Source organism: Pseudomonas sp. JAI115, assembly GCF_014200835.1.
Taxonomy (GTDB): Bacteria; Pseudomonadota; Gammaproteobacteria; order Pseudomonadales; family Pseudomonadaceae; genus Aquipseudomonas; species Aquipseudomonas putida_A.
The window spans coordinates 508,499-534,533 of sequence record NZ_JACHCY010000001.1 but is presented as its reverse complement, the minus strand read 5'-3'; the positions used below and the strand labels follow the sequence as shown (position 1 = coordinate 534,533).

Annotated in this window: 17 protein-coding genes; 11 read left to right on the top strand and 6 right to left on the bottom strand. The window is 56.8% G+C overall.

The window, feature by feature from the left end; translation table 11 throughout:
- The 6 genes from HDC30_RS02265 to HDC30_RS02240 all read left to right on the top strand — a co-directional run bounded on the left by HDC30_RS02265 (window position 1) and on the right by HDC30_RS02240 (window position 14,656).
- Window positions 1-11,163: a filamentous hemagglutinin N-terminal domain-containing protein gene (locus tag HDC30_RS02265; protein ID WP_183780431.1), complete on the top strand. Its 11,163-nt coding sequence runs from the start codon at window positions 1-3 to the stop codon at window positions 11,161-11,163.
- Entirely contained in the window at window positions 11,153-11,788 is a 636-nt protein-coding gene (locus HDC30_RS02260) for a hypothetical protein (protein WP_183780428.1), read from the top strand. Before HDC30_RS02265 ends, HDC30_RS02260 begins: the two co-directional genes overlap by 11 nt.
- A gap of 239 nt (window positions 11,789-12,027) precedes the next feature.
- On the top strand, window positions 12,028-12,495 hold the full coding sequence (locus HDC30_RS02255) for a hypothetical protein (protein ID WP_183780425.1): 468 nt from the start codon (window positions 12,028-12,030) through the stop codon (window positions 12,493-12,495).
- A 248-nt stretch (window positions 12,496-12,743) separates the two neighbouring features.
- Complete coding sequence (locus tag HDC30_RS02250) at window positions 12,744-13,538, top strand: hypothetical protein (RefSeq protein ID WP_183780422.1); 795 nt, start codon at window positions 12,744-12,746, stop codon at window positions 13,536-13,538.
- Between the two features lie 8 nt (window positions 13,539-13,546).
- Complete coding sequence (locus tag HDC30_RS02245; protein WP_183780419.1) at window positions 13,547-13,834, top strand: hypothetical protein; 288 nt, start codon at window positions 13,547-13,549, stop codon at window positions 13,832-13,834.
- Window positions 13,835-14,161: 327 nt separating this feature from the next.
- Window positions 14,162-14,656 carry a hypothetical protein gene (locus HDC30_RS02240; protein WP_123467913.1) on the top strand — a complete coding sequence of 165 codons (495 nt, stop codon included), beginning with the start codon at window positions 14,162-14,164 and terminating at the stop codon, window positions 14,654-14,656.
- A gap of 8 nt (window positions 14,657-14,664) precedes the next feature.
- On the opposite strand, the gene HDC30_RS02235 is transcribed toward HDC30_RS02240, so the two are convergent.
- Complete coding sequence (locus HDC30_RS02235) at window positions 14,665-15,273, bottom strand: DUF4291 domain-containing protein (protein ID WP_225135309.1); 609 nt, start codon at window positions 15,271-15,273, stop codon at window positions 14,665-14,667.
- An 84-nt stretch (window positions 15,274-15,357) separates the two neighbouring features.
- Here HDC30_RS02235 and HDC30_RS02230 point away from each other — a divergent pair, with 84 nt between their 5' ends.
- Both HDC30_RS02230 and HDC30_RS02225 read left to right on the top strand, forming a co-directional pair.
- Complete coding sequence (locus HDC30_RS02230) at window positions 15,358-15,903, top strand: hypothetical protein (protein WP_183780415.1); 546 nt, start codon at window positions 15,358-15,360, stop codon at window positions 15,901-15,903.
- Window positions 15,904-15,908: 5 nt separating this feature from the next.
- Complete coding sequence (locus tag HDC30_RS02225; protein WP_115989570.1) at window positions 15,909-16,271, top strand: hypothetical protein; 363 nt, start codon at window positions 15,909-15,911, stop codon at window positions 16,269-16,271.
- Window positions 16,272-16,333: 62 nt separating this feature from the next.
- Here the strand turns inward: HDC30_RS02225 and HDC30_RS02220 are convergent, their stop codons facing one another.
- Window positions 16,334-17,377 carry an LLM class flavin-dependent oxidoreductase gene (locus HDC30_RS02220; RefSeq protein ID WP_003225757.1) on the bottom strand — a complete coding sequence of 348 codons (1,044 nt, stop codon included), beginning with the start codon at window positions 17,375-17,377 and terminating at the stop codon, window positions 16,334-16,336.
- A 158-nt stretch (window positions 17,378-17,535) separates the two neighbouring features.
- Window positions 17,536-18,021, bottom strand: a complete 486-nt coding sequence (locus HDC30_RS02215) for a flavin reductase family protein (RefSeq protein WP_003225754.1) — start codon at window positions 18,019-18,021, stop codon at window positions 17,536-17,538.
- A 323-nt stretch (window positions 18,022-18,344) separates the two neighbouring features.
- On the opposite strand from HDC30_RS02215, the gene HDC30_RS02210 reads away from it, so the two are divergent.
- Window positions 18,345-19,766 (top strand): cytosine permease, encoded by a 1,422-nt coding sequence (locus HDC30_RS02210; RefSeq protein ID WP_183780412.1) that lies wholly within the window; start codon window positions 18,345-18,347, stop codon window positions 19,764-19,766.
- Window positions 19,767-20,062: 296 nt separating this feature from the next.
- The gene (locus tag HDC30_RS02205; RefSeq protein WP_047598364.1) at window positions 20,063-21,163 is read left to right on the top strand and encodes a polyamine ABC transporter substrate-binding protein; all 1,101 of its coding nucleotides are present in this window, start codon (window positions 20,063-20,065) and stop codon (window positions 21,161-21,163) included.
- Window positions 21,164-21,402: 239 nt separating this feature from the next.
- Here HDC30_RS02205 and HDC30_RS02200 read toward each other — a convergent pair whose 3' ends face one another.
- Window positions 21,403-22,374, bottom strand: coding sequence for a TerC family protein (locus HDC30_RS02200; protein ID WP_183780409.1), 972 nt, complete (start codon window positions 22,372-22,374; stop codon window positions 21,403-21,405).
- Window positions 22,375-22,577: 203 nt separating this feature from the next.
- Here HDC30_RS02200 and HDC30_RS02195 point away from each other — a divergent pair, with 203 nt between their 5' ends.
- Window positions 22,578-23,288, top strand: a complete 711-nt coding sequence (locus HDC30_RS02195; RefSeq protein WP_027613053.1) for a hypothetical protein — start codon at window positions 22,578-22,580, stop codon at window positions 23,286-23,288.
- A gap of 91 nt (window positions 23,289-23,379) precedes the next feature.
- Here the strand turns inward: HDC30_RS02195 and HDC30_RS02190 are convergent, their stop codons facing one another.
- Window positions 23,380-25,092 carry an amidase gene (locus tag HDC30_RS02190; protein ID WP_183781307.1) on the bottom strand — a complete coding sequence of 571 codons (1,713 nt, stop codon included), beginning with the start codon at window positions 25,090-25,092 and terminating at the stop codon, window positions 23,380-23,382.
- Window positions 25,093-25,231: 139 nt separating this feature from the next.
- Window positions 25,232-26,020: a helix-turn-helix domain-containing protein gene (locus tag HDC30_RS02185; RefSeq protein WP_027613055.1), complete on the bottom strand. Its 789-nt coding sequence runs from the start codon at window positions 26,018-26,020 to the stop codon at window positions 25,232-25,234.
- Window positions 26,021-26,035: the final 15 nt, after the last annotated feature.

Genomic DNA, 26,035 nt, shown 5'->3' with positions numbered 1-26,035 from the left:
ATGGATGTTCGTCAGTTCGCCTTCCTTGCAGGCCAGCCTTCTGCGGCCGTAAAAAACCGTGAGTCGTTTCTGGGCATGCCCAAGCGCGGGCTGGCGTTCCTGCTGGCGAACGTCATGTTCTGGCAACCGATGTGGGCGCAGGCCGACGGCATTGTCGTGGCCAACCCGAACACCGCGCTGGATCGGGCCGGCAATGGCGTGCCGATCATCAACATCGCCACGCCCAACGGCAGCGGGCTGTCGCATAACCAGTTCCACGATTACAACGTCGGCGCGCAGGGTGTCATCCTCAACAACGGCTCGGCGCAGACCTCGAACACCCAGTTGGCCGGGCACATCATTGGCAACCCGAACCTGAAAAACAGCGGCTCGGCGCAAGCGATTCTCAACGAAGTCATCAGCGGCAACCCGAGCCAGTTGCGCGGTTACACCGAAGTGGCAGGGCAGTCGGCGCGCGTGATAGTCGCCAACCCGTATGGCATCACCTGTAATGGTTGCGGCTTCATCAACGCGCCGCGCGTGACGCTGACTACCGGCAAACCGGTGCTGGATGGCGCGGGGCGGCTGGATCGTTTTCAAGTTGATCAGGGCAGCGTCGCCATCGAAGGCGCCGGCCTCAACGCCAACAACGTTGACCGTTTCGAAATCATCACCCGCAGCGCGAAGATCAACGCTGAGCTCCAGGCGCAGAACCTGACGATTGTTGCCGGGCGCAACGACGTCAACGCGCAGACCTTGAACGTCACGGCCCGCGCCGATGACGGCAGCGCCAAACCGCAACTGGCGATTGACTCCTCGGCGCTGGGCGGGATGTATGCCGGGGCGATCAAACTGGTTGGCACCGAGGCCGGGGTCGGGGTGAAACTGGCGGGCAACCTGGCTGCCAGTGGTGGCGATATCCAGATCGATGCCAACGGCCAGTTGACCCTGGCGCAGACCTCGGCAGCCACTGCTGTGAACATCAAAGCCAACAGCCTTAGTGCCCAAGGTCCGGTCTACGCTGGCACCGCTCTGAACGTGCAAACCCAAGGCGATCTGAGCAACCAGCAAAACCTCGCTGCACGCGACAGCATCAGCCTCAGCGCCGGTGGAACCCTGAGCAACAACGGCATCATTGAAGCCGGGGTCAACGCCGACAACAGCCGTAACAGCGCTGGCGACGTGAACCTGAGTGCGCAGAACCTCAACAACAGCGGCAAAAGCGTGATCGCCAGTCGCAACCTGACGGCGACCGTCGCGCAAACCCTGAGCAACCAGGGCGGTACGTTGAGCGCCCAGCAGGACACGCGCCTCACAGCCACCACTCTGGACAATCAGAACAAGGGCAGCGTCCTCGGCAACTCGACGGTGCAGTTGAACGCCAGCAAGGTCATCAACACCCAGGGCGTGATCAGCAGCAACGGCAGCCTCGGCGCCGATCTCGGCGATCTGAATAATCACGATGGCGAGATATCCAGCGCCGGCACCACCCGTATCAACGCCATCACGCTGGACAACAGCGATGGCCAGGTGACGGGCGACGTAGCGCTGAACATCGGTTTGATCGGTGCGCTGAACAACCGCAACGGTGTGTTGGGTTCGGGGGGGAATGTCAGCATCACCGCCGCCAGCCTCGACAACAGCCAGCAAGGCAGCCTCGTCAGCGACGGCAGTCTGACCGCGCGCATCACTGGCTTGTTCGATAACCAGAACGGTGAGCTGAGCGCCAAAGGTGCGGTCGATGTCCAGAGTGGCAGCCTCGACAACCGTGGCGGCAGCGTGGTTGGCAAGGATCGCCTGACCTTGCGCAGCGATTCCGTGGACAACCGTGGCGGTAAAGTTCGCGCGACCAAAGACCTGCAACTCAGCGTTGGCGCACTCGACAACCGCGACAAAGGTCTGCTCGATGGTCAGGCCGCCGTCAACTACAGCGGCACACAACTGGATAACCGTGGCGGCTTGCTCAGTGCGGCAGGGCCGATGATTCTCGGCGTGACGCGCATCGATAACAGCACCGGGCGTATCTCAAGCAAAGCCGATCTGAACGCCAACGTGACGCAATTGGTTAACCAGGGTGGTGAATTGGTCGCCCAAGGTTCGTTGTTGCTCAGTGGCCAGTCGCTCGACAACCGTAAGGCCGGTCTGGTCGGTACCACAAAAGCGCTGAAACTCACGGTCGGCGAGATCGACAATCGCGGCGGTGAAATCTCCAGCACCGTCGATGTGAACGTCATCGGTCAAAGCCTGAACAACAGTGACAGCGGCAAAGTCCTCGCCGGAACCACCCTTGGCCTGACTGTGGCCCGGGTCATCAATCAGACCCTCGGACAACTGTTCAGTGTGGGTACCTCGACGCTGATCGGGCAGAGTCTGGACAACAGCGGCGGTAATTTCGTTACCCGACAGGGCAATCTGGACATTCGTCTCGACAACGCCTTGAGCAATATCGAGGGTCTGATCAGCAGCGAAGGGAAGCTGACTGTAAACGCGGGCAGTCTCGATAACACACGCGGTCACTTGTCGAGCGCCGGCGCGCTGGCGCTGACCACCACGGGTAGCCTGAACAATCAGGCGGGCTCAATTGCCACTGACAGCGGGCTGATCCTGACTTCGCAGAGTCTGGACAACAGTCAGGGCGGCTTGATCAGCGCCAAGAAAGCCACCGCGCTGACCACCGGTACCGTCAACAACGCCTCCGGCGGCAGCCTGGTCAGCGGTGACACCCTCACGCTCAACGCCGGCGCAGTGAGCAACGGCATCGGCAGTCGCATCGCCAGCGAAAAAGCCCTGACCGCAACGGTCACCGGCTTCGATCAGCAGGGCGGTCAACTGTTCAGCAAAACCTCCCTGAGCCTTGACCTCAACCACGGCCAATTGAACAACCGCAACGGCCTGATCAATTCGCCGCTGCTGGTGCTGAAAAACCTCAAGGATGTCGACAACCAGGGCGGTGAAATCTCCAGCGCCCAAGCCTTCACCCTGATCGCGCAAAACCTCGATAACAGCAACAGCGGCAAGTTGATCAGCAATCAGGACCTGACCCTGCGCATCGAGCAACTGCTGGCCAGCGTCAAGGGCCTGATTTCCGCGCAGAGCGTGGATGCCAAAAGCGCTCGCCTGGACAACAGCGGCGGCCTGATCACCAGCCGTGGCACCCTCGGGGTGACGGTGGACGGCCAACTGGTCAACCAAGGCGGTACGCTGATCGCTGATGATGAACTGAATCTGAAAGCCGACAGCGTCGACAACAGCGAAGGGCATATCGCCGGCAAAGCCGACGTTATCGCTAACGTCGCGACCCTCGATAACCTGCACGGTGAACTGGTGGCAACCGCCGGGCTGAAGCTCACCGGCAACAGCCTCGACAACCGTAACGCCGGTCTCGTCGGGGCGAATCAGGCGCTGCAACTGACGGTCGATGCCGTCGATAACCGTGGCGGCGAGCTGTCCAGCCAGGCTGACGTAACGCTGGTCGGCAGTCGTCTGGACAACAGCGACGGCGGCAAGCTGATTGCACAAGGTGCGTTGAGCCTGACCGTTGATGAAGTGCTCAACCGTGCCAAGGGGTTGATTTCGGGTAAAACCGACCTGACCCTGACCGGCCGCAGCCTCGACAGCACTGCGGGTGCGCTCCTGAGCCAGAGCAACCTGAAGCTCGACCTGAGCGGTGACCTGAATAACAGTCAGGGCCTGATCAGCGCCGAGGGCAGCCTTGGCGTGACAGCGGCGAGTCTGACCAACAATCTCGGCAGCCTGTCGGTTGCCGGGCCGTTGACATTGAACACCACCGGCGTGGTGCTCAACCGCGGTGGTCAGATCGTCACCGACGCCAGCCTCAATCTCAGCAGTGCCAGCCTCGACAACAGCAACGGGGGTAGCCTCAGCGCCAAAGGCGCGGTAGTGGTGCACACCGGTACGCTGGATAACAGCCACAACGGCAAGTTGAACAGTGGCGATACGCTGGACCTGAAGGCGACCCAACTGACCAACCAGGATGGCGGTCGTATTGCCAGCGTTGCTGCGCTGACCGCGAACGTCACCGGTCTCGATCAGCAGGGCGGCCAGTTGTTCAGCAACATGTCGCTGGACCTGGACCTCAATCACGGTCAACTGAACAACCAGAACGGCCTGATCGGCGCGCCGTTGCTGATGCTCAAGAACCTTGAGGACGTCAACAACGACGGCGGTGAGATCTCCAGCACCCAGGCGTTCACAGTGACGGCGCGCAGCCTCGACAACAGCAACGGCAAATTGCTCAGCAACCAGGCCGTGACGCTGCGCATCGACCAGGCGCTGACCAACATCAAAGGCCTGATTGCCGCGGCTGCGCTGGATGTCAAAGCGACCAGCCTCGACAACAGCGGCGGCACACTGACCAGCCGTTCGAATCTGGACCTTAACCTCGACGGCCTGCTCACCAACCAGAACTTGGGGCTGATCAATGCCACCACTGGCCTGACTGTCAACAGCAACGGCTTGAACAACCAGAACGGCTCGCTGCTGGGCAGTGCCATCGCCATTGATTTCGGCGCGGCCGCTGCTGATCTGAACAACGAAGGCGGCCTGATCACCACTGAAGGCCAGTTGAGCATTCAGCACCTGCGTGACCTCACCAACCGCAGCGGCGAAATCTCCAGCAGCCAGAGCATCGGCCTTAAAACCCGGGCCATCGATAACAGCGGCGGCAAACTGATCAGCAGCAACCTGCTGAGCCTCACGGGCAGCCAACTGCACAACCAGAACGGTCTGATCTCCGGTTGGCAAGGTCTGGACGTCAATGCCCAGAGCCTCGACAACCGCAACAGCGGCACGCTCTCCAGCAAAAGCGGCAGCCTCGATGTGACACTGAGCGGGGACTTGCTCAACAGCGGTGCCGGTGCACTGGTCAGCCAGAAAGCCCTTAACGTCAACGCCGCGAGCCTGGATAACAGCGACAAGGGCGTGGTTTCCAGTGGCGGAGCGCAGGCTCTGACCGTCGCTAGTCTTTTGAATAACGCTGCGGGTGGTTCGATCTACAGCGGTGCTACCCTGACGATGCAGGCGATGACGCTGGGCAACGCCGGCGGCAGTGTCAGTGCCAAACAGGACCTGAGCTTTGTCGGCACCACACTGGATAACACCGGTGGCATGGCGGCCAGCGATGGCGCCGTAACCCTCGACCTGCTCGGCGCATTGACCAACACCAACGGCAAGCTCGCCAGCGGTGGCGCACTGCTGCTGCAACGCGCCACACAGATCAACAATCAGGGCGGCCAACTGGCCAGTCAGGGTTTGATGACCCTGCTCAGTGGCGGCCTGGACAACCGCAATCGCGGCACCGTCGCGGCCAATGACGTGTTGACGATCACCACGCCTGGCGTCATCCAGAACAGCGCCGACGGTTTGATCTACAGCCAGAATGGCGATGTACAGATCCGGGCGGCCAGTCTGGCCAACGCCAAGGGCACTCTGCAAAGCAAGGGCGCACTGACCCTGACCACCAGCGGCGACATCGATAACCAGAGCGGCCGGATCATTGCCGATGCCGGGGACCTTACCCTCGACGCTGGCAACCTCGATAGTCGTGGCGGCGTCCTCGCCAGCCTGAAAGCTGCGTTCTCTGCGCGCCTGACCGGTGCGCTGAAGAATGGCTACGACCTGAATAACAATCGCCAGGGCGGTGTGATTCAGGCTCAACGCGTGAATCTCGTCGCACCGGGTGGACTCGATAACTACGGCGGACGCATTTCGGCGCAAAGCGGCGATGCAGTCATCACCACCGGCAACTTCGACAACCGCAATGGCGGCCTCTACGCCAAAGGCAAAATCAACGTCACCGGCAACAACTTCGACAACAGCGGCGACAACGACGGCCAGATTGCCGGCCAGCAGATCGACCTCAATCTGACCGGCGCATTGAATAACCGCCTGGGCATCATCGAAAGCGACAGCACCCTTGCCATCAAGGCTGCCAGCCTCGATAACCAGACCGGCCAGTTGCGTGCCCTCGGCAGCGGCGGCAAAACCAGCTTCCAGATTGGCGGCCTGTTCGACAACCGCAACGGCACGCTGGAAACCGCCAACACCGACCTGACGCTCGGCACCGGCAGCTTCCTCAATACCGGCGGCAGCCTGTTGCACGTCGGCACCGGCACGTTTGATATATCCACCGCCAACCTGATGAATGCAGGGGGGGCGCTGGTAACCCGTGGCGGCCTGACGATCGGTGCTGACAGCTGGACCAACAGCAGCGTTATCCAGGCCGGGCGTCTTACCGTCAATGTCAACAGTCTGACCCAGACCGCTACCGGGCAATTGCTGGCGTCTGACAGTTTCACCGGCAATGGCGTCAATTGGCTCAACGACGGGTTGATTGCCAGTGACGGCCGGATGAATGTCGGCCTCGGTGGCGCTTATTGGGGCGCGGGGCGGCTCAGTAGCCTGGGTACTCTGAATCTGAGTGCCGCGCAGGTGAGTCTCAGCAGCGCGACATCGAGTATCGCCGGCGGCGGGGACACCACGCTTAATGTCGGTGGCCGCCTGGACAATGGCGCTCGTCTGACCTCGGCAGCCAACATGACCATCAATGCCGGAGCGGTCAACAACTTCGGCACGCTGGCTGCGGCACAAAATCTGACACTGACCAGCGGATCACTGCTCAACACCAATGCGTTGATCACCAGCGGCGGCGACATGCGCCTGCAGGTTGCGAACCTCAATAACTCCTATGGCCAACTCTACGGGCTGAGCAACGTTTACATCGGCAGGGATTCCGGAACTGGCAAAGCCGATCTGCTGGATAACTCTTCCGGTGACATCTACAGCGCTCAGAACCTGACCATCAATGCCCTGACCATCAACAACGTTCGGGCGATCCTGGAATACACCAAGCAAGAAAAAAGTTCAGTTGTCATCACGCAACTTGATTGCAATCTGGTTCCTATCGTTGGCTGTGACTTCCGTAGTGGAGGGCGGCGAAATGGCCTGTGGGAAATCGCTGAAACCGATCGTTTGAAAGTCAACGCCAGCAGTGCGGCTGCCAGCATGACCAGCGGCGGCGACATCTCGATCAATGCGTCGACGCTGAACAACACCAGTAGCACGATTGCCGCCACCGGCAACATCGTGGCCAATGCCGACACTATCAATAACACCGGTTTGCAAGAGCAGGAGATCGTCACCAAGCGCACGTACTGGAACTATGTGAAGCAGATCTTCGGGGCAGTCGCCGCAGCAGATGCGTTCAACAAGAAAAACGGTGGGACGCCGTCACCCGACGTCGAAGCGGATCTGAGTGCCTTTATCAAGTTGATGGGCGGGGGCAAGCTCACCGGCCCGGAGATTACGGTAACAGGCTCGACCAACGCCTACGATGCGGTGATTCAGGCGGGCGGCAACATCACACTCAATGCCACGCAGAAAATCAGCAACAGCGTCGAACGGCCTTACTACGCCTATGTCGCAGCCGGCCGCAACAAAACCGAAACAGGTGCGGGTAGCGCTTATTCGACACCGATTTACATCAACGCACAGCTGCCACCCGATCTGGCTCAACAGCAAGTCAACCCGTTAGCGCTGCCCGGTTTCAGTCTGCCCACCGGGCAAAACGGCTTGTTCCGTCTGAGCGGACAAGGCAACAGCACGCCGACCGCCACCGGTCCGGATAGCTGGACCATGGGTGGCGCCGCGATCAGCCCCGCCAATCGCCAGCAAACCTTGACCGATACCCAGCCAAGGAACATCCAGCTGGCAAACAATGCTCAGGCTTCAGGCAGTACGGTTGACTTGAAGACGGCTGATCACAAGGCAGGCGAAACGGGTGCGACGGCCAGCGCTCTCGACGTCAGCACACCCGCTGCCGACACCAGTGGCACGGCATTGCCTGGCCGCTCCACCGACTTCACGATCAATCGCGTACAAGGCTTGCCGGTGACCAGCAAGTCATCCAATGCACACAAGTATCTGATAGAAACCAACCCGGTATTGACTGACCTCAAGCAGTTCATGGGTTCGGATTATCTGCTGTCGAACCTTGGGTACGATCCTGACAAGAGCGCCAAGCGATTGGGCGACGGGCTCTATGAGCAGCGCTTGGTCCAGCAGGCGGTTGTGGCACGTACCGGCCAGCGCTTCATCGATGGTCAGACCACCGATGAGGGTCTGTACAAGTACCTGATGGACAACGCCATCGCCAGCAAAAATCAGCTCAATCTGGCAGTGGGAGTCAGCCTGACATCCGAACAGGTCGCGGCACTGACTCACGATATCGTCTGGATGGAAAACGCCGTGGTAAACGGCGAGCAAGTGCTTGTCCCGGTACTCTACCTGGCCAATGCCAATAATCGCCTCGCAGCTAACGGCGCGCTGATTCAAGGCAGTGATGTCACGCTCATTGCCGGCAAGGATCTGGAAAACGCCGGAACATTGCGCGCCAAAAACAACCTTTCAGCCACCGCCGACAACAATCTGGTCAACAGTGGCCTGATTGAAGCAGGCAATCGTCTTGATCTTCTCGCAGGCAATAACCTTGTAAACAAGGCTGGCGGCATTATCGCCGGGCGTGACGTCTCGCTGACTGCCACTCGTGGCGACATCATCAATGAACGCAGCGTCACCACCCATGAGAGTGGTGTTGGCGACATGAACGAGCGTTCGGACTTCATCGACAACGCTGCGCGCATCGAAGCGGCCAACGATCTGACGCTCAAGGCTGGACGAGACGTCATCAACACGGGTGGTGTTCTGAAGAGCGGCGCAGATACCACGATCAATGCCGGTCGCGATGTGAATCTGGTTTCCGCTGAAAAGGCCTTCAGTTCTCAGCGTGGACTGCATACCAACGACAACGTTACCCAGTACGGCTCAACCGTCGATGCCGGGCGTGATCTGAACATCACGGCCGGACGGGACCTTTCGGTCATCGCCAGTCAGATCGATGCCAAGCGTGACGTGTCGATGTCTGCGACCGAGAACCTGACCATCGGCTCGGCTGCTGATGAGGAGCACTCGCTGTACAAAAGCAAAAAACTCACGATGCAGGAGGACCATGTCAGCCAGGTCATGTCCGGGATCACCGCAGGCGGCGACGTCAAGCTGAGTGCCGGTAAAGACCTCAGCGTGATCTCCAGTCGCGTGACTGCAGGCGACGAAGCTTATCTGGTCGCGGGTGACAACCTCAACATTCTTGCAGCGCAGGACACGGACTACTCGCTGTATGACATGAAGAAAAAGGGCAGCTTCGGCAAGCTCAAAATGAAGCGGGACGAGGTGACCGATATCAAGCATATCGGCTCCGAGATCAAGGCTGGCGGCGATCTGACGCTGTCCAGCAAAGGCGATCAGCTCTACCAGGTTGCCAAGCTGGAAAGTGGGAACAACATCACGCTGGACAGCGGTGGAGCGATTACGTTTGAAGGGGTCAAAGACCTCCATGACGAAAGCCATACCAAGACCAACAACAATGCTGCGTGGGTGTCGTCCAAAGGTCGCGGTAATACCGATGAAACCCTGCGTCAGACCCAGATGATTGCCAAGGGCAACATCGTCATCAAAGCGGTCGATGGCCTGAAGATCGACATCAAGGATGTCAACCAGCAGTCCGTCAGCCAGACCATCGATGCGATGGTCAAGGCTGATCCGCAGTTGGCGTGGTTGAAGGATGCCGAGGCGCGTGGGGATGTTGATTGGCGGCTGGTGAAGGAGATTCACGAGTCGTTCAAGTACGAGAACTCGGGAGTTGGTCCGGCAGCACAAATCGCAATTGCGATCATGATGTCGTTCGTGATGGGCCCCGGAGGATTGGCTTTGGTCAGCGGCGGTGCCGGCGGTGTAATTGCCACCTCTCTGGCGACCACCGCCGTGACCAGCACGATCAACAACAAGGGCAATCTGGGCGCTGCTTTCAAGGAGACGTTCAGCGCTGACAGCCTCAAGAGTGCGGCCATCGCCGGCTTCACGGCTGGCGTACTGAACTATGCAGACGCGAATTGGTTTGCGGGTGGAACCAGCAAAACAGCAAATATCCTGACCAGCAGTAACTTTACCGATGTCGCTATCCGCACGACAGGTCGGGCGATCATTTCCAGTGGCATTTCCACCACCATTGGTGGTGGAAGTTTTGGTGACAATTTTGGTGCTGCCTTGCTGGGGGAAGCAAGCAGTGTCGCTATGGCGACCGGTTTTAATTTTGTTGGCGACAACACACTCAAGTTTCCCGAAGGCAGCGTAGAAAAAGTTGTAGCACATGCGTTGATGGGTGGATTGATTTCCCAGGTACTGGGTGGGGATTTTGCTACGGGTGCAGCTTCCGCTGGTCTGAACGAAGCCGCGATGAACGTTCTTGTGAAGTTCGCGGGCGGCAACGATCAGATGCAGGTGATGCTGTCGCAGCTGACGGGCGTGTTAGCGGCTGCCGCAGTGGATGGAAACACCCAGCTAGGGGCCGCCATCGCCGGGAGTGCGACGACCTATAACTACCTCTATCACCGTGAGGTGAAAGAGATGCTGGCCGAAATGGACAGCAAATCCACTGATGAGGAAAAGCTGGCGGTCAGAGACAAATACGAAGCACTGGACAAACAACGAGAGTTGGAGCGTGACGCAGTTTGTAAAACCTCACCGGACACTTGCCGCAAGATCGCAAATGACCTGGCCAGCGATGATGAAAAATTTTCTGACTTGATCAAGCACTTGAGGACCGAGGGACGTGGTGGAGATGCCGCTTGGGTAGGTTCTGTTCAAGGAGGGAATCTAAACTCCGCTGGTTCAATGGCTTCTGTTGTGAATGCACAGGAAGGCGGTTTCTTTGCAAAATTGGGCGCTGTGGTTTTCGAGATGGGCGCCGGAATCTTTCCTGGGAGGACTGCCGGGAAAAGCACGAATACAATAAAGAGCCCGGACGAAAAAGGTACCATTCCTGAAAATATGAGCCCTCCTGGGGCTGGTCGACGAGGTGCATTTAATGAAGCGAAACGTCAAGCGGGCATTCCGACAAGTCAGCAGCCTAGCCGGGTTATTCAGAGCGTTGACAAACGAGGTGACCCGCAGCCTGGAAAAATCTATGAATTTGAGGTTCCCGCTTCAGGAGGCGGTACGCGGATAGTGAGAGTCCGCGATGATGCTGCTGGGCATGATTATGGAGATGGGGATCCACAAAATCGGGGGCCTCATTTCAACGACGAAGCCGGGAATCACTATGACTACTGAAATTCAAATCTTAAGAACATCTGATATTTCTCTTCCCAATGAGGTATTCAACCTGCATGAAGATAACAAACATGGTGACCTGAAGTTGTCGGCGGCTAGTCTTACGGTGTCAGAAAAGTCTTATGAAGCATCGGTAGTAGTCTTGGATTTTATTTGTAAATCTGCTGTTAAAAATATGCCGGAATATGCATTCTGGCTGCTCTTAGGTAATTCGGCTTGGCAACCAAACACGAGACTTGTTAGGTACCTGGGATTATGGGGTGGGTTGAAATCACGAGGAATCGAAATGCCCCAGGGTACTCGTTCGGTAGAACGTATCGTTGAGCGTGATGGGAAGTTAAGGTTTTTTGGAGCTGTGTGTTTGTCCGATTTTTCGGATCGTAAATCAATAGAGGTTCTTTTAACTGAACGATGTTCTTATATCGCTATTTTACCCAAGGATTTTGACATAGAGTGCGTCTTGGATCTAGGTTGGTGCGGCGGGCTCTCTGAAGACCAGACGCTGTGTGCGTATGTAGGTGAGCGAAAAGGACTGCTGATAATGCGGGTTGGTGAATTTGATGATCCTGATAACGGGTTTGTGTCAGTTGGGGAACAAGGCGTACTGAACGATCTGCTGAACTAGTAAAAGGGACGGTAAAAGTCACAGACTCGTTTTTTGGTAGGAAAGGTCACAGATCTAACCGAAAACGAGGTAAATGGGGACAGACCACGTTTAGAAAGCACTCCGAAAATGTGGTCTGTCCCCGTTGACCCGTTAACCCCCTCGTTCAACCCTATTCCTAAAGGGGATTGGGAACAGCATATTAAAAATATTAACCCGGGCGGAGTGTCGATCTTTGATAAGTTGAAGGGGTTGAAGTAATGGGTGTGACTAGGATTTTAGACTCGGAAGGTGAGCTGCTTAATATTCTTCATGACTTTAATGCACTTGAGTGGAGAAAGTATGGGCAACGTAATCCAGAGGTCTGGATGGGTGATCATTTTGAAAGAGAGGATCGTTCGAGATTTCCTCCATATATAGCTTTTCGATTTGAAAAAGAAAATGAATATGTTATCTCTATTTTGAATGAGGTGATTGGTTCATATAATGGCTTGATTTCTTGGGTGCTGACAGGTTGTGAGCGTTATGCGTCCTCTGGCATGAATTGGGTAGTTGAGCCTGCATATATTAAGGAAGTAGAGGCTAAAGCCAAATCTTTAGGGTGCTCTTCTGAAAGCTATCTTGCCAAGTATGAGCCTGAGTTTGGCTCTATTGCCTTTGAAGACTTGGTTGGGTTAACTGAGTATATTCGTAAAAAATTCTCAGAATTGAATATCTCTAGCCAATGAACTGTAGAAGTCTTGGCTTGTATTGGCACTTCCGACACAGGCCTAGCGCCGGTGTTTTTGCACCCGATCTGCACCCTTTTTTCTATCAATTTACATCTTTTTTGCTCCCAAGTGCATCCTTTCAGGACTCAAGTTGCACCCCTTTTGCACCCCCCCTGACTACCTATGGTCTGCCTCTCGTCCGCTTAATGAGGCGGACCCAAAAATAGGTAAATGGGGACAGACCACGTTTAGAAAGCACTCCGAAAATGTGGTCTGTCCCCGTTAACCCTTTCTCGGGCATTGACCGCAATGAGCTTACAACGGTTTATCCTCCTTCGATGGACCCTGGATTTCTGGCAAGAGAAGCGGGGATTGGCGTTGGTAAAAACGCTGTTGCTCTGCCAGGTGAGGCAGTCAAGACAGCGGAATCGATCTGGAAGGCCGTGTCATCACCTTTGGACACGATTAGTGCAATCGCTGGCGGCATAGGTGGGTTAGCGCTAGGGTTCAAGGACTGGATTAGTAGTCCGATCCCGTCGCATGCGTTGGAAAAGCAGTTTGATAAAGTAGCGACCGCGTCCGCCCAAGAGTTGGGCGGTATGGCTTTTGATGCGGCCACCGGGCTTGTCACCGTCTATATTGGTGGTAGAGCCGTTGAATGGGTTGGTGGGAAGTGGGTTGGTGCAAAAGGTACTGCTAATACCGCATTGAAGCTTGGCGAAACCCAAACTATTAATGATGTAAGCATGACTCGTGTCGGGAGATGGATGTCTCCTGATGAGCTGGCACAGATGCAAAGTAGTAACAAAATTGTTCAGGGAGGCGGCGGGCAAACCTTTATCTCAACTAACGGTGCCGCTGATTTTAAGGGGGCTGCGTCTAAAGGTTCCGTCTATGTCGAGTTTGATGTTCCAAGTGGTGGATTATTGCAGGGTGGTAAGGAAGGCTGGTATAAAATGATTGGTCCGGACGCAAGTAAATCCCAGCAGTATTTGCTTAATAAACAGGGTGGAGAACATCTCCCTGAGGTAAAAAATATTACTGTGCTAGATAGTAAGTGAGATGGGTTATGGATGCTTTTCAGTTTAATAAAGAAGTTAAGCCTCTATTGAAAGGCTACTCCGTAGAGTATTCAACATTCGCCAACGGGGATTTTGGTAACCTTGAGCGGATAGAGCTGGAAGGCTTTAATAAGCTGGCGACCGTAGAGTTTTGGTCGGAAGGCTGGATAGGCATTGATATATATGACTGTGCTTGTGATGAACAAGTCATGAATATTTTGCTTTCTCCAAAGGAAAAAGATCTTGTCCCTAAAGCATTTGAAAAGCTTCTGGATACATTAAATCGAAATAGTTAATAAGTATCTCCGGAAACCCAGGGTGCTTATTTATCTGTAGATCCCAGCCTCGATTTGACACCGGCCCTGCGCCGGTGTTGTTTTATCTGCTTACTGCAATACCTCCCGTCCTTCGCTGCTAGGTAAATGGGGACAGACCACGTTTAGAAAGCACTCCGAAAATGTGGTCTGTCCCCGTTAACCCGACATGCCGTTGTCTACTTCTGGTTGGACGATGACTAATGCCTATTTTAAAGGTGAGGGTGGGCAGGTAAATATTGGCTTAGGTAAGGGGGCCGCGTTGGATATGTTTAACTATTATATAAAGTCATTCTCGGAGGCTAAACGATGAATCATGAGCAGCAGGATCTGATTATCGATTTGGTGTCAAAAAAAATTTCCAAGGAAAGATTGGTTCAGATATTTTTTGGGGGCGAAATTCCTGATGGATATCTCCGTCGTGAGTTGGAAGCTTCGCTCGAAATTAAAGATTCTGATAATGTTGAATGCCTGCTGATATTCGGTTCTGTTTTTGGATTTACACAGGATTGTGCTGATATTTTATGTCGCCTGTTAATTCAGGATTGGCACACCAGTCATGAAAATATTGCCAGGGAATTGAAGGTGTTTAAATACCCTGGCGCGGTTGATTATTTATTTAAAGCAGCACTGACTCACTACCAGTACATTGCTTCCGAGTACGCGCTTGGAGTTAAATGCATTTACGCGCTATATGAAATAGGTACGGACAATGCACGGGAAAAACTACAGTTGTTGATCGAGGTCGACGTTCCTGAAATGTCCGAACTTGCAGCGCGATTGCTAAATTCCATGAAAAAGTAAGGTGTAGTTTAGACGTCACTCGTTGCTGCATTATAGGGTTTTTCGATTGGGGTAAGCTCTTTGGCTTTTTCAATCTCGCCCTTTAGCAGCAACTCGTGAATGTCATGAGCAAGTGGAGTGACATCGCTTATGTTCTGGATCCATTCGTTGACATAAAGCTCGACGGCTTTTCCGCTCAGGCCTATCTGAATGGCACGGCTTATCTGCGCTTTGAGATGTATGTCTCGATCTGGGTCCCACTGAATTCGGACGGGTGTCTTTTTTTTCAGTTTTAGCCATTCTTCCTCACTCATGGAATCTTCCGGATGGCTGAGACAGCTATGGGCCAGTGCCCACTCAAACCCATCTCGTGAAATATCGATGGCCAAAATTCGAGACTGTCTTGTGTCCTTCAAGCCCCATCCCGACCGATACATCATCCACAGGAAGGATGGCTTTATCCATGTCATCCGTTCCATTTTGAAAGGCGGGGAAACAAAGGTGCCGTGATGTAGCGCTGCATCGGCAATGACATCAGAATAAGCTTGGTAAACACGGATGGTGTTCGCATCGTATAAGCCGCGAATTTGGCGGATTGGTGTTGTACTTGAATTCGCTAGCTGATTCAGCATTTTCATACCCTAAGCTTAATGACGCGTAAATGTTCGATGTCCTGGCGTTTGGCTTTTGTTACCTAGATAGCCCTTGTAGGGCCTTCATACATGAAACTGTCTCGACTGCTGCTGTCTATTATGCTCACATTAACCGGCTGCCATTCCAACGTCAGAGACTCTTCCCCCAGTCTTTTAAAGGATGGCATCCAACTTCAGCAAAAAAAAGTCACCACGGATGAACAACACGCCAAAGTCATCATGAAAGCCACAGGCTACACATACCCTGTCGAGTTCTCCGTCCGCCGTGCTTCAGATCCCGATCGGCGAATGGAAGTGTTGGGTACTGTGGTGGATTCCGGGCGAGGCAAGGTGTTCGCCTGGATCGCCAAACTCAACGAAGCGGCCAACAGCGCCACCTTCAAGCATTTCCCTCAGCTGGAAACGCAAGCCAATGCCGACGAACCCTTCGAGGTGTCGGGGCGTTCCAACGGAATGGGTACCGGCAACACTTATAGCTGCGGGCCGCTGAACAGTACTTTTACGCCGGAACGAAGAAAGGTCTACCTGGTGGAGTTTCAGTTTGTCGGGCAGGGATGCGAGCAGCATGTTTACGATGTTAGCCAGCCGGGACAGCGAAGCCTCATCGGAGCCTGAGCCATTTGAAATTAAACATTCATTTCCCTGACAACCTCATCTCCGATGATTTGCTCAGGCAGCAACGGATTCCCTGCCTTTGCAAGGTTTCAAAGCAGTTCGAAATTTCCTTCTCGGATACAGTCCCTGAATCATCCGGGATCGTATCGGGCTGGAATCGTGAGGAGCTGGAGCGACGTGCGGTCGCGGGGGCGGGTGGTCAATATACCCACTATGCCAATAGTCTGATTACCTTGAGCAAAATTGGCGAAGGCCTTTACCAGATCATTGATCTTGAAATGTTTTGCCCAAGTTTTGGTTGGTGCGCCGTTTTCCGAGATGGACAATATGCGCCTGCCGGAAATTTTTGGGACGATGAGTCCACGTAAAACTAAAACGCCCCGAACTCTATCGGGGCGTTTTCATTTACCGGGCTGAACCGGCTAAGTGTTTATCGAAACGCCGGCACCACATCCCTGATAAACAACTCCAACGACTTCTTCTTCTCCGCATGCGGCAGACTGTTGTCACACCAGAAACTAAACTCATCCACCCCAAGTTCCTGGTAATACTTGATCCGCGGAATGATCTCTTCCGGCGTACCGATCATCGCTGTCTTGTGCAAACTCTCCAGCTCAAACTCTGGACGCCCGGCAAACTTCTCTTCCGGGCTTGGGGCGAGGAAGCCGTTGACCGGTACTTCCTTGTTGCCAAACCACGCATCGAAGGTGCGATAGAACCGTGAGATCGCTTTGGCGCCGACTTTCCAGCCGTCCGGATCGTCCGCCGAGTGCACGTGGGTGTGACGCAGCACCATCAGTTGCGGACGCGGCACATCCGGGTTGTTATCCAGCGCAGTCTGGAACTTGTTCTTCAGGTCGACGACTTCTTCGTCGCCCTTCATCAACGGCGTGACCATCACGTTGCAGCCGTTGGCCACGGCGAAGTTGTGCGAATCTGGGTCGCGGGCGGCGATCCACATCGGTGGGTTGGGTTTCTGGATCGGCTTCGGCACGCTGGTGGAGGTCGGGAACTTCCAGATGTCGCCGTCGTGGGCGTAGTCGCCTTGCCACAGGGCGCGGACCACCGGGACCATTTCACGCAGGGCCTGGCCGCCGCTGGAGGCGGGCATGCCGCCGGCCATGCGATCGAATTCGACCTGATAGGCGCCACGGGCCAGGCCGACTTCCATACGTCCGTTGCTGATGACGTCGAGCAGCGCGCATTCACCAGCGACCCGCAGCGGGTGCCAGAACGGCGCGATGATGGTGCCGGCGCCGAGGTGGATGGTGGTGGTTTTGGCGGCGAGGTATGCCAGCAGTGGCATCGGGCTTGGCGAGATGGTGTATTCCATCGCGTGGTGTTCGCCGATCCACACGGTGCTGAAACCGCCGGCCTCGGCCATCAGGGTCAGTTCGGTCAGGTCTTCGAACAGTTGGCGGTGGCTGACGCTTTCGTCCCAGCGTTCCATGTGGATGAACAGGGAAAATTTCATGACGCTTCCTCGGGTCTTTTATTGTTGAGGCTACAAAACTGTGTGGGAGGGGCTTGCTCCCGAAAGCGCTGGATCAATCGACACCTCTGGTGGCTAACACATCGCCTTCGGGAGCAAGCCCCCTCCCACAGTGAATTTGTGTGGGGGTGAAATTTTGCTCAGGCCAGAACGGGCAGGGCGCCCATCTTGCCGTGGCAGTAAACCAGCGGCCCGGTGTGCTGCTCCGGGACGATCAGATTCTTCACCGCGCCGACCATGATCGCGTGGTCGCCGCCTTCATATTCGCGCCACAACTCACACTCGATGATAGCCGTCGCATTGGCCAGGATCGGGTTGCCCAACTCGCTCAACGTCCATTCGATGCCCTGCGCCTTGTCCTTGCCTTTGCGGGCGAAGGCATAAGCTTCGCTTTGCTGGCCACCGGAAAGGACGTGGATTGCGAAGCGCTTGTTTTTGATCAGCACAGGGTAGGAGTCGGAGCTGTAGTTGGGGCAGAACAGCACCAGGGCCGGGTCCATCGACAGTGAGCTGAAGGCGCTGGCAGTGAGGCCGACGATCTGGCCGTCATCGTCCAGCGTGGTGATGACAGTGACACCGGACGGAAACGAGCCCATGACTTGTTTGTAGATGGCTGCATCGATCATTGGACGGTCCTCGGGTGTTGTGACGCGATTTTTATGTATTTGTTGGTCTGATGGTATACCAGTATTTTTTCTTTGCAAGGGCTTTTAGGCTGAACCGATAAACGTGGTGCTTTCGTCGGAAACTCAGCGTTTATTGGGCTTTCGGCTGGCCTGCAGGCCACGGTATCAGTGAGGATGGCGGATCAGCTAGCGCCGCAAACTACGGATCAGTCTTGTGAAATGTTTGGAATACCATAATATGGTCTGCATCTGAGGGGCGGCCCAGAGTCCCCCCGGTTTGGCTTCATACAAAGATAAGAACAGACAAACTCGAGTTCATGCATATGTCCCAGATGTCCCGGCAAGATCCGTTGATCGAGAATCACACGGTCGACTACGTCCCACTCGCGGAACGCCACGGGAAGGCCCGCGACCTTTTCACCTTATGGTTCAGCACCAACATCGCGCCACTGCCCATCGTCACCGGCGCCATGGTGGTTCAGGTGTTCCATCTCGATCTGCTCTGGGGGCTGCTGGCGATTGCGCTGGGGCACCTGATCGGCGGCGTGGTGATCGCACTGGCCTCGGCGCAGGGGCCGCGCATGGGCATTCCGCAAATGGTCCAGAGCCGCGGTCAGTTCGGGCGCTACGGCGCATTGTTGATCGTGTTCTTTGCGGCGCTGATCTACATCGGTTTTTTCATTTCCAACATCGTGCTTGCCGGTAAATCGATTGTCGGCATCGCACCGTCAGTGCCGGTACCGCTGAGTATTTTGATCGGTGCGCTGGCGGCCACGGCGATTGGCGTGATCGGCTACAACTTCATCCACACGCTCAACCGCATCGGCACCTGGGTGATGGGCGGCGCGCTGCTCGCCGGTTTCATCTACATCTTCGCCCACGACTTGCCGGCAGACTTCCTGACGCGCGGCAGCTTCAACCTGACGGGCTGGCTGGCGACGGTATCGCTGGGGATTATCTGGCAGATCAGCTTCTCGCCGTACGTGTCCGACTATTCGCGTTACCTGCCGGCGGATATCGGTATCGCCAAACCGTTCTGGGCCACTTATCTGGGCGCGACGCTGGGGACGATTCTGTCGTTCAGCTTTGGCGCGGTGGCGGTTCTGGCGACGCCGGAAGGCACTGAGGCGATGGCCGCGGTCAAGCAGTCCACCGGATGGCTCGGGCCGATTCTGATGGTGCTGTTTCTGCTCAACATCATCAGTCACAACGCGTTGAATCTGTACGGCGCAGTGCTGTCGATCATCACCTCGATCCAGACCTTTGCCAGTCAGTGGACGCCGAGCGTCAAAGTGCGCGTGGCGTTGTCGAGTGTGGTGCTGGCGGGTTGCTGCGTGGTAGCGCTGGGGGCCTCGGCGGATTTCATTTCGCAGTTCATCGGGCTGATTCTGGCGTTGCTGCTGGTGCTGGTGCCGTGGGCGTCGATCAACCTGATCGACTTCTACCTGATCAAGCGTGGCAGCTATGACATCAGCTCGATTTTTCGCGCGGACGGCGGCATTTACGGGCGCTTCAATCTGCACGCGATCATTGCCTACTTCATCGGGATCATTGTGCAGCTGCCGTTCGCCAATACCTCGCTGTACGTCGGGCCGTACGCCAATCTGGTGGACGGTGCGGATCTGTCGTGGCTGTTTGGCCTGGTGGTGACGGTGCCGCTGTATTATTGCCTCGCCACACGTGGGCAGACCCAGAATCAACGTGGCGAGGGGATTTATCCCCGATCGGCTGCGAAGCAGTCGTGAAGTCAGCGAGTGCGGCGCCCTTTGAGATATAAAGGGGGCCGCTTCGCGACCCATCGGGGATGAATCCCCTCACCACAAATGATCCTCGCCCAGCCTCCGCATTCCAGTGGTCATTCAAATTGGCCATTTCGATCCCCTTTTGGCCCATCCCCCACTGTGCCGCGACCCCGCGGTCGGCAAGAATCAAAGCCATAACTAAACGCTGGACTTTGCTTGCCCTTGGCTACCTTTACAGCCGCTGCCGTGTACAGAACATAAAAACCATCGATCTCACGTCGCAATCCGGGGAAACAACCATGGTCACGATGAAACGCATTCTGGGTGCCACCGTGTGTGGGCTGACGCTGCTGGCCAGCGCGGTACACGCCGAACAGCGCGAGCTGCGGGTGTACAACTGGGCGGATTACATCCTGCCGTCGGTGCCCAAGGATTTCGCCGCGAAGACCGGCATCAAAGTGACCTGGGACACCTTCGACACCAACGAATCGCTGGAGGCCAAGTTGCTCACCGGCAACTCCGGCTACGACCTGGTGGTGCCGTCGAACCAGTTCATCGACACTCAGATCAAGGCCGGGGTATTCCAGAAACTCGACAAGTCAAAACTGCCGAACTGGAGTCATCAGGATCCGGCGCTGCTCAAACTGCTCGACGCCAATGACCCTGGCAACCAGTACGGCGTGCCCTACATGTACGGCACGGTACTGATCGGTTTCAACCCGGCCAAAGTCAAGGCAGCGCTCGGCGACAACGCGCCGGTGGACAGCTGGGATCTGGTGTTCAAGCCGGAGAACATGGAGAAGCTCAAATCCTGCGGCGTGGCGATGCTCGATTCGCCGTCGGAAATTCTGCCGCTGGCCCTGCATTACCTCGGTCTCGATCCGAACAGCCAGAACCCGGCCGACTATGAAAAGGCCAAGGATCTGATGCTGAAGATTCGTCCGTACGTGACCTACTTCAACTCGGCCAAATACATGACCGACATCGCCAATGGCGACATCTGCGTGGCCATCGGATACTCCGGCAGCTTCTATCAGTTCGGCAACCGCGCGAAAGAGGCGGGTAACGGTGTGGTGGTCGATTGGCGTTTGCCGAAGGAAGGCGCGCCGATCTGGTTTGATACTTTCGCCATTCCGAAAAGCGCGAAGAATGTCGAAGAGGCGCATGAATTCCTCAACACCTTGCTCGATCCGAAAGTCATTGCGCCGATCAGCGACTTCCTCGGCTACCCGAACGTGAACAAGGACTCGATGCCGCTGGTGAACAAAGACATCACCGGCAACCCGAACCTGACGCCAACGCCTGAGGCCCTGAAAACCCTTTATGTAGTCCAGCCACTACCGCAAAAACTCGAACGCGTGCGCACGCGAGTGTGGACCAGCATCAAGTCCGACAAGTAACGCCGCGGTCACCTGTAGGAGTGAGCCTGCTCGCGATGCGTCGTGTCAGCCGACATTCAATAAAGCTGTCGGCTGACCCGACGCCTTCGCGAGCAAGCCCGCTCCCACAGGTGATAGTCAGTGGATGGAGGATCCGGAGCTGGCCGAGATCAAAGGGTGGGAGTGGGCTTGCTCACGAAGGGGCCGGCACATCCAGCATCAATGTCGGCTGACACGACGCATCGCGAGCAGGCTCACTCCTACAGGTTTTGTGGCGCGTTTTTACTCATCACCAGACTCAACACCACCGATCCCAGAATCACCCCGCCGACCACCGCCAGTGACCACTCCACCGGCATGTGAAACCAAGGCATCAGCGTCATCTTGCCGCCGATGAACACCAGCACAATTGCCAGTCCGTACTTGAGCAAATGAAAGCGGTCTGCCATGTCTGCCAGCAGGAAGTACAACGCCCGCAGGCCCATGATCGCGAAGATGTTCGAGGTGAAGACAATGAACGGGTCGGTGGTGACGGCGAAGATCGCGGGGATGCTATCGACTGCAAACATCAGGTCGCTGGCCTCGATCAGCACCAGCACGAGGAACATCGGCGTGGCCCAGCGCACGCCGTTCTGCAGCACGAAAAAGCGCTCGCCATGAAAGCCCTGCGTGATCCGCATGTGCCCGCGCACCCAGCGCAGCAGCGGGTTTTTGTCGAGGTCCGGTTGCTGCTCGGCGAACATCAGCATCTTGATCCCGGTGATGATCAGGAACACCCCGAAGGCATACAACAGCCACTCGAGCTGCGACACCAGCCACACCCCGGCGAAGATCATCGCCGCGCGCATCACGATCGCCCCGAGTACGCCGTACAGCAGCACCCGGCGCTGCAATTCCGGTGGCACGGCGAAGTAGCTGAAGATCATCACGAAGACGAACATGTTGTCGATCGACAGTGACTGCTCGATCAGATAACCAGTGAGGAATTCCAGCGTCTTGCGCTGGGCAATTTCGGCGCCGAACTCGCCGTGCAGATACCACCAGAGCAACCCGGCGAAAGCCAAGGCCAGTGCGCACCAGGCGATCACCCAACAGGACGCTTCCCGCACTGAAACGCGGTGTGCCTTGCGTCCGCCGAAGACGAACAGGTCCAGTGCAAGCATGGCGAGAACGAAGATGATAAACGCGCCCCACATCCATGGTTCGCCAATATTGATGTTGGTGGTTGGCATGGTTGGCTCCCTGGCTTTTATTGAATTAGGGTCAGGCAGGGCCATGCTAGCGGCGAGTTTAGATGTAAGAAAAATCGCTTATTTCTTAGCGACAGTTCGGGAAAAACGAAGTGTTGTACTGATGATGCGCGCATAGCGGTATGATCGCCGCCTTCATTGGGTCGGGCGAATGCCTTGTCCGGCAACGAAAAGGAGTTTCGTAATTGAATCAGCCAGTCAATGAGTTGCGTGCAGAAGAGGGGTTGGAACGCTACCGGAAATACTTGCGCATCGAGGTTTCGTTATTCATTGCGGCGATGCTCGGCGCATTCGTACTCAATGGCTACGCTCATCTGGAAAAATATTATCTGGTGCTGGATGTGCCGTTTGACCGATTGAATATCAGTGGTCAAAAGCTTGCTGCGTATGGCGCTGCAGGACTTGGCGCGATGATCGGCGCGTTACTGTTCGCCATAGCATTTGTCATTGCCGTTTCATTGATCATTGCCTTGACTGAGCGGCCGGGAAGGCTGCCGGTATCCCCGACAAATCCTCTGTGGCTTGTGAGGTTTCGCCAACGTGCAAGTGAATTGAACATCGTGTTCAAACTCTTCGCTTTTTCCGCAGTCCTGGCCGGATTTTCCATTCTGGCCTGGTATCTGACCGTCCACGTACCCTCGATGTCGGGCAGAAAATCTGCCCTGGATACCGCCGCGAAGTGCGAGGAGCGCACCTTGACCTTCCGCAGCCTGGACCGCTACACCGCCTGCCAGGTCGCAGAGTCTGAGGACATGTTGTATCTGCTCAAGCGCGACTCAAAAAACAACACCCAGGTTTCGTTTTATACCTTTCAGCTCCCCAAAGCCGGCCTTGTTGAAAGTAAGGGAGAAAGCAAGAAAATGAAATTCGATCCGGATGATGACGACGCGAAATAACATGACTGTCGGCATCAGGACCGATCAAGTGCGCGCACCTGATCGGTCATCTGGCGTGCCCGAGGAGGCTGCAGCTGCCGCCTCGGGTTAGTTATTTGCCACGGGCCAACGCCGGAGTACGCGGCGGCACCTGACGCTTCGAGTCAGTCGCCTCGAACGCCGAGGCCAGACGCAACAGATTCGAGTCATCGTAGGCACGACCGGCGAAGGTCAGGCCGACCGGCATGCCGATGTCGGCCATGATCCCCATCGGCACGGTGACAGTCGGCACACCGAGATGCCGGATCGCCAGATTGCCATTGGCGACCCAGACGCCATTGCTCCAGGCGATGTCTGCCGATTCCGGATTGATATCGGCATCTGCCGGGCCGACGTCGGCGTTGGTCGGGAACAGCACCGCGTCGAGTTTCAGCGCATCCATCCAGTCTTCCAGATCAAGCTTGCGGGTCTTTTCCAGACCGCGCAGGCCATCGGGCAGCGTCGGGATCTGGTCCCACGGGGTGATGCCGCGTTGGGCCATGCGCACGTATTCGTCCATGCCGGCGGCCAGATCGCCTTCACGGTTGGGCAGGGTACCCGGGTCGTGCGGGAAGATTTTCGGCCCGTCGACATCGGCCAGGCGATTGAGCTTCGGATCGCCGTTGGCGCGCAGGAAATCGTCGAAGGCCCAGGCCGACAGGTCCCACAGTTCGTGGTGCAGGAATTCCTTGGAGACGATGCCGCGATTGAACACGGTCGGCGCGCCGGGGCGGTCGCCTTCGCAGTTGGAAACCAGCGGAAAATCCACTTCGATGACTTCGGCGCCGGCCGCTTCCAGCGCGGTGCGGGCCTGGTTCCACAGGTCGATCACCGAAGCGCGGGTGTTGATCCGCTGCCCGGTCGGGCCGCCGATGCCTGGGGCTTCGCTGGTGCCGGCTTCGGGGTCGGCATTGATGTACATCTTCGGCACGCCGAGGCGTTTACCGGCCAGTGCATCGGACTTTACCGCCAGCTCGGCGTAGGAGGCCGGGCGCACCGAATCGACGCTCGGGATCGGTACCCACGGCTGCAGGCGCCACAGATCGCCACGGGTGTCGGGGTCTTCGGCGACCACCACGTCGAGCACCTCAAGCAGATCGGCCATGGTGCGGGCATACGGCACCACCACGTCCATGGTCGGCGTCAGCGGCCAGTTGCCGCGCACCGAAATTACTCCGCGCGATGGCGTGTAGGCGCACAAACTGTTGTTCGATGCCGGGCCGCGACCGCTCGACCAGGTTTCTTCCGCCAGACCGAACGCCGAGAAGCTCGCCGCGGTCGCGGTGCCGGCACCGTTGGACGAGCCGGAAGCAAACGGCGCAGTCAGATAAGCAGCGTTATACGGGCTTTCGGCCCGGCCATAGACGCCACGCTGCATGCCGCCATTGGCCATCGGCGGCATGTTGGTCTTGCCCAGGCAGATCGCCCCGGCGGCACGCAGGCGTTCGATGGTGAAGGCTTCGCGATGCGCCACCAGATCGGCGAAGGCCGGGCTGCCCGAGGCGGCGGTCAGCCCCTTGACCAGATAGCTGTCCTTGGCGGTGTAGGGGATGCCGTCGAGCGGGCCGAGGATTTCGCCCTTGGCCCGTCGCGCGTCGGACGCCCGGGCTTCGGCCATTGCTTCGGGATTGCGCACCACCACGGCATTCAGTGCGGTGGCGGTGTTCGGGCCGTCGTAGGCGTCGATCCGGGCCAGATAGGCCTGCACCAGTTCAACCGCGGTGGTCTGGCCGGCTTCGAGCGCCGCGCGTAATTGAGCAATGGAGACTTCAGTGACTTCGATCATGCTGTTACCGCCGACAGGTTCGCTAAAGGGGTGGGTCATTATGGTTATCGTCGAAACGTGTGAAGAATTACCGATGGGCGAAACTCTACCCTGAACTTTGCCGAATGGCATGTGCTAATTCGATAAATATCGACAAAACTCAGCGAAAAAATTCCCCCGGTGTCTCGCCAAACTGTTGGCGGAAGGCTGCGATGAACGCCGAGGTCGAGTCATAACCGCAGGCCAGAGCCACGTCGGTGACCCGTTCGCCGCGTTCCAGCGGAGTCAGCGCACCTAGCAAACGCAAGCGCTGGCGCCAGGCGCGGAAGGTCAGGCCGGTGTCGCGTAAAAACAAGCGGCTGAGGGTTTTTTCGGTGACGCCGAATTTTTCGCTCCAGTGCTGCAGTGTGGTCTGCTGTTCCGGATGTTGCTCTAGGCTTTGATAGATCTGTCGCAGGCGGCTGTCCTGGGGCAGTGGCAGCATCAGGTCGATCTGCGGCGCCTCGGCCAGTTGATCGAGGATCACCTGGGCCAACCGACCATGTGCGCCACCCTCGTCATATTCCACCGGGACCAGACTGAACGCGCGGATCAGTTCGCGCAGCAGGTCGCTGACGCCCAGCACATGACAGCGCTCCAGCGCCCAGCCGGCCACGCTGCAATCGATGTACAGGCTGCGCATTTCGGTGTGCGGCGAGCTGAACACTCGGTGCGGCACGCCCGCCGGAATCCACACCGCGCGCTCGGGTGGCGCGACGAAACGCCCGGCGCCGGTCTGCACTTCGAGCACGCCCTGAATCGCGTACGACAATTGCACCCACGGGTGGCTGTGACGCCGGGTCAGTGCGCGATTGGGCAGCGATTCGGTGCGCCCGTACAGCGCACGGGGCAGGCTGGGCAGCCCGGGAATGCTGCGCCGGAAGCTTTTCTCATGTCCTTTAGGCGGCATCTGTTGGCTCTTCGG

Bases quoted from the DNA above. Each gene is read 5' to 3' on its own strand.
- HDC30_RS02265 (WP_183780431.1), top strand. From the start codon at position 1: ATGGATGTTCGTCAGTTCGCCTTCCTTGCAGGCCAGCCTTCTGCGGCC.
- HDC30_RS02260 (WP_183780428.1), top strand. From the start codon at position 11,153: ATGACTACTGAAATTCAAATCTTAAGAACATCTGATATTTCTCTTCCC.
- HDC30_RS02255 (WP_183780425.1), top strand. From the start codon at position 12,028: ATGGGTGTGACTAGGATTTTAGACTCGGAAGGTGAGCTGCTTAATATT.
- HDC30_RS02250 (WP_183780422.1), top strand. From the start codon at position 12,744: ATGTGGTCTGTCCCCGTTAACCCTTTCTCGGGCATTGACCGCAATGAG.
- HDC30_RS02245 (WP_183780419.1), top strand. From the start codon at position 13,547: ATGGATGCTTTTCAGTTTAATAAAGAAGTTAAGCCTCTATTGAAAGGC.
- HDC30_RS02240 (WP_123467913.1), top strand. From the start codon at position 14,162: ATGAATCATGAGCAGCAGGATCTGATTATCGATTTGGTGTCAAAAAAA.
- HDC30_RS02235 (WP_225135309.1), bottom strand. From the start codon at position 15,273: ATGAAAATGCTGAATCAGCTAGCGAATTCAAGTACAACACCAATCCGC.
- HDC30_RS02230 (WP_183780415.1), top strand. From the start codon at position 15,358: ATGAAACTGTCTCGACTGCTGCTGTCTATTATGCTCACATTAACCGGC.
- HDC30_RS02220 (WP_003225757.1), bottom strand. From the start codon at position 17,377: ATGAAATTTTCCCTGTTCATCCACATGGAACGCTGGGACGAAAGCGTC.
- HDC30_RS02215 (WP_003225754.1), bottom strand. From the start codon at position 18,021: ATGATCGATGCAGCCATCTACAAACAAGTCATGGGCTCGTTTCCGTCC.
- HDC30_RS02210 (WP_183780412.1), top strand. From the start codon at position 18,345: ATGTCCCAGATGTCCCGGCAAGATCCGTTGATCGAGAATCACACGGTC.
- HDC30_RS02205 (WP_047598364.1), top strand. From the start codon at position 20,063: ATGGTCACGATGAAACGCATTCTGGGTGCCACCGTGTGTGGGCTGACG.
- HDC30_RS02200 (WP_183780409.1), bottom strand. From the start codon at position 22,374: ATGCCAACCACCAACATCAATATTGGCGAACCATGGATGTGGGGCGCG.
- HDC30_RS02190 (WP_183781307.1), bottom strand. From the start codon at position 25,092: ATGATCGAAGTCACTGAAGTCTCCATTGCTCAATTACGCGCGGCGCTC.
- HDC30_RS02185 (WP_027613055.1), bottom strand. From the start codon at position 26,020: ATGCCGCCTAAAGGACATGAGAAAAGCTTCCGGCGCAGCATTCCCGGG.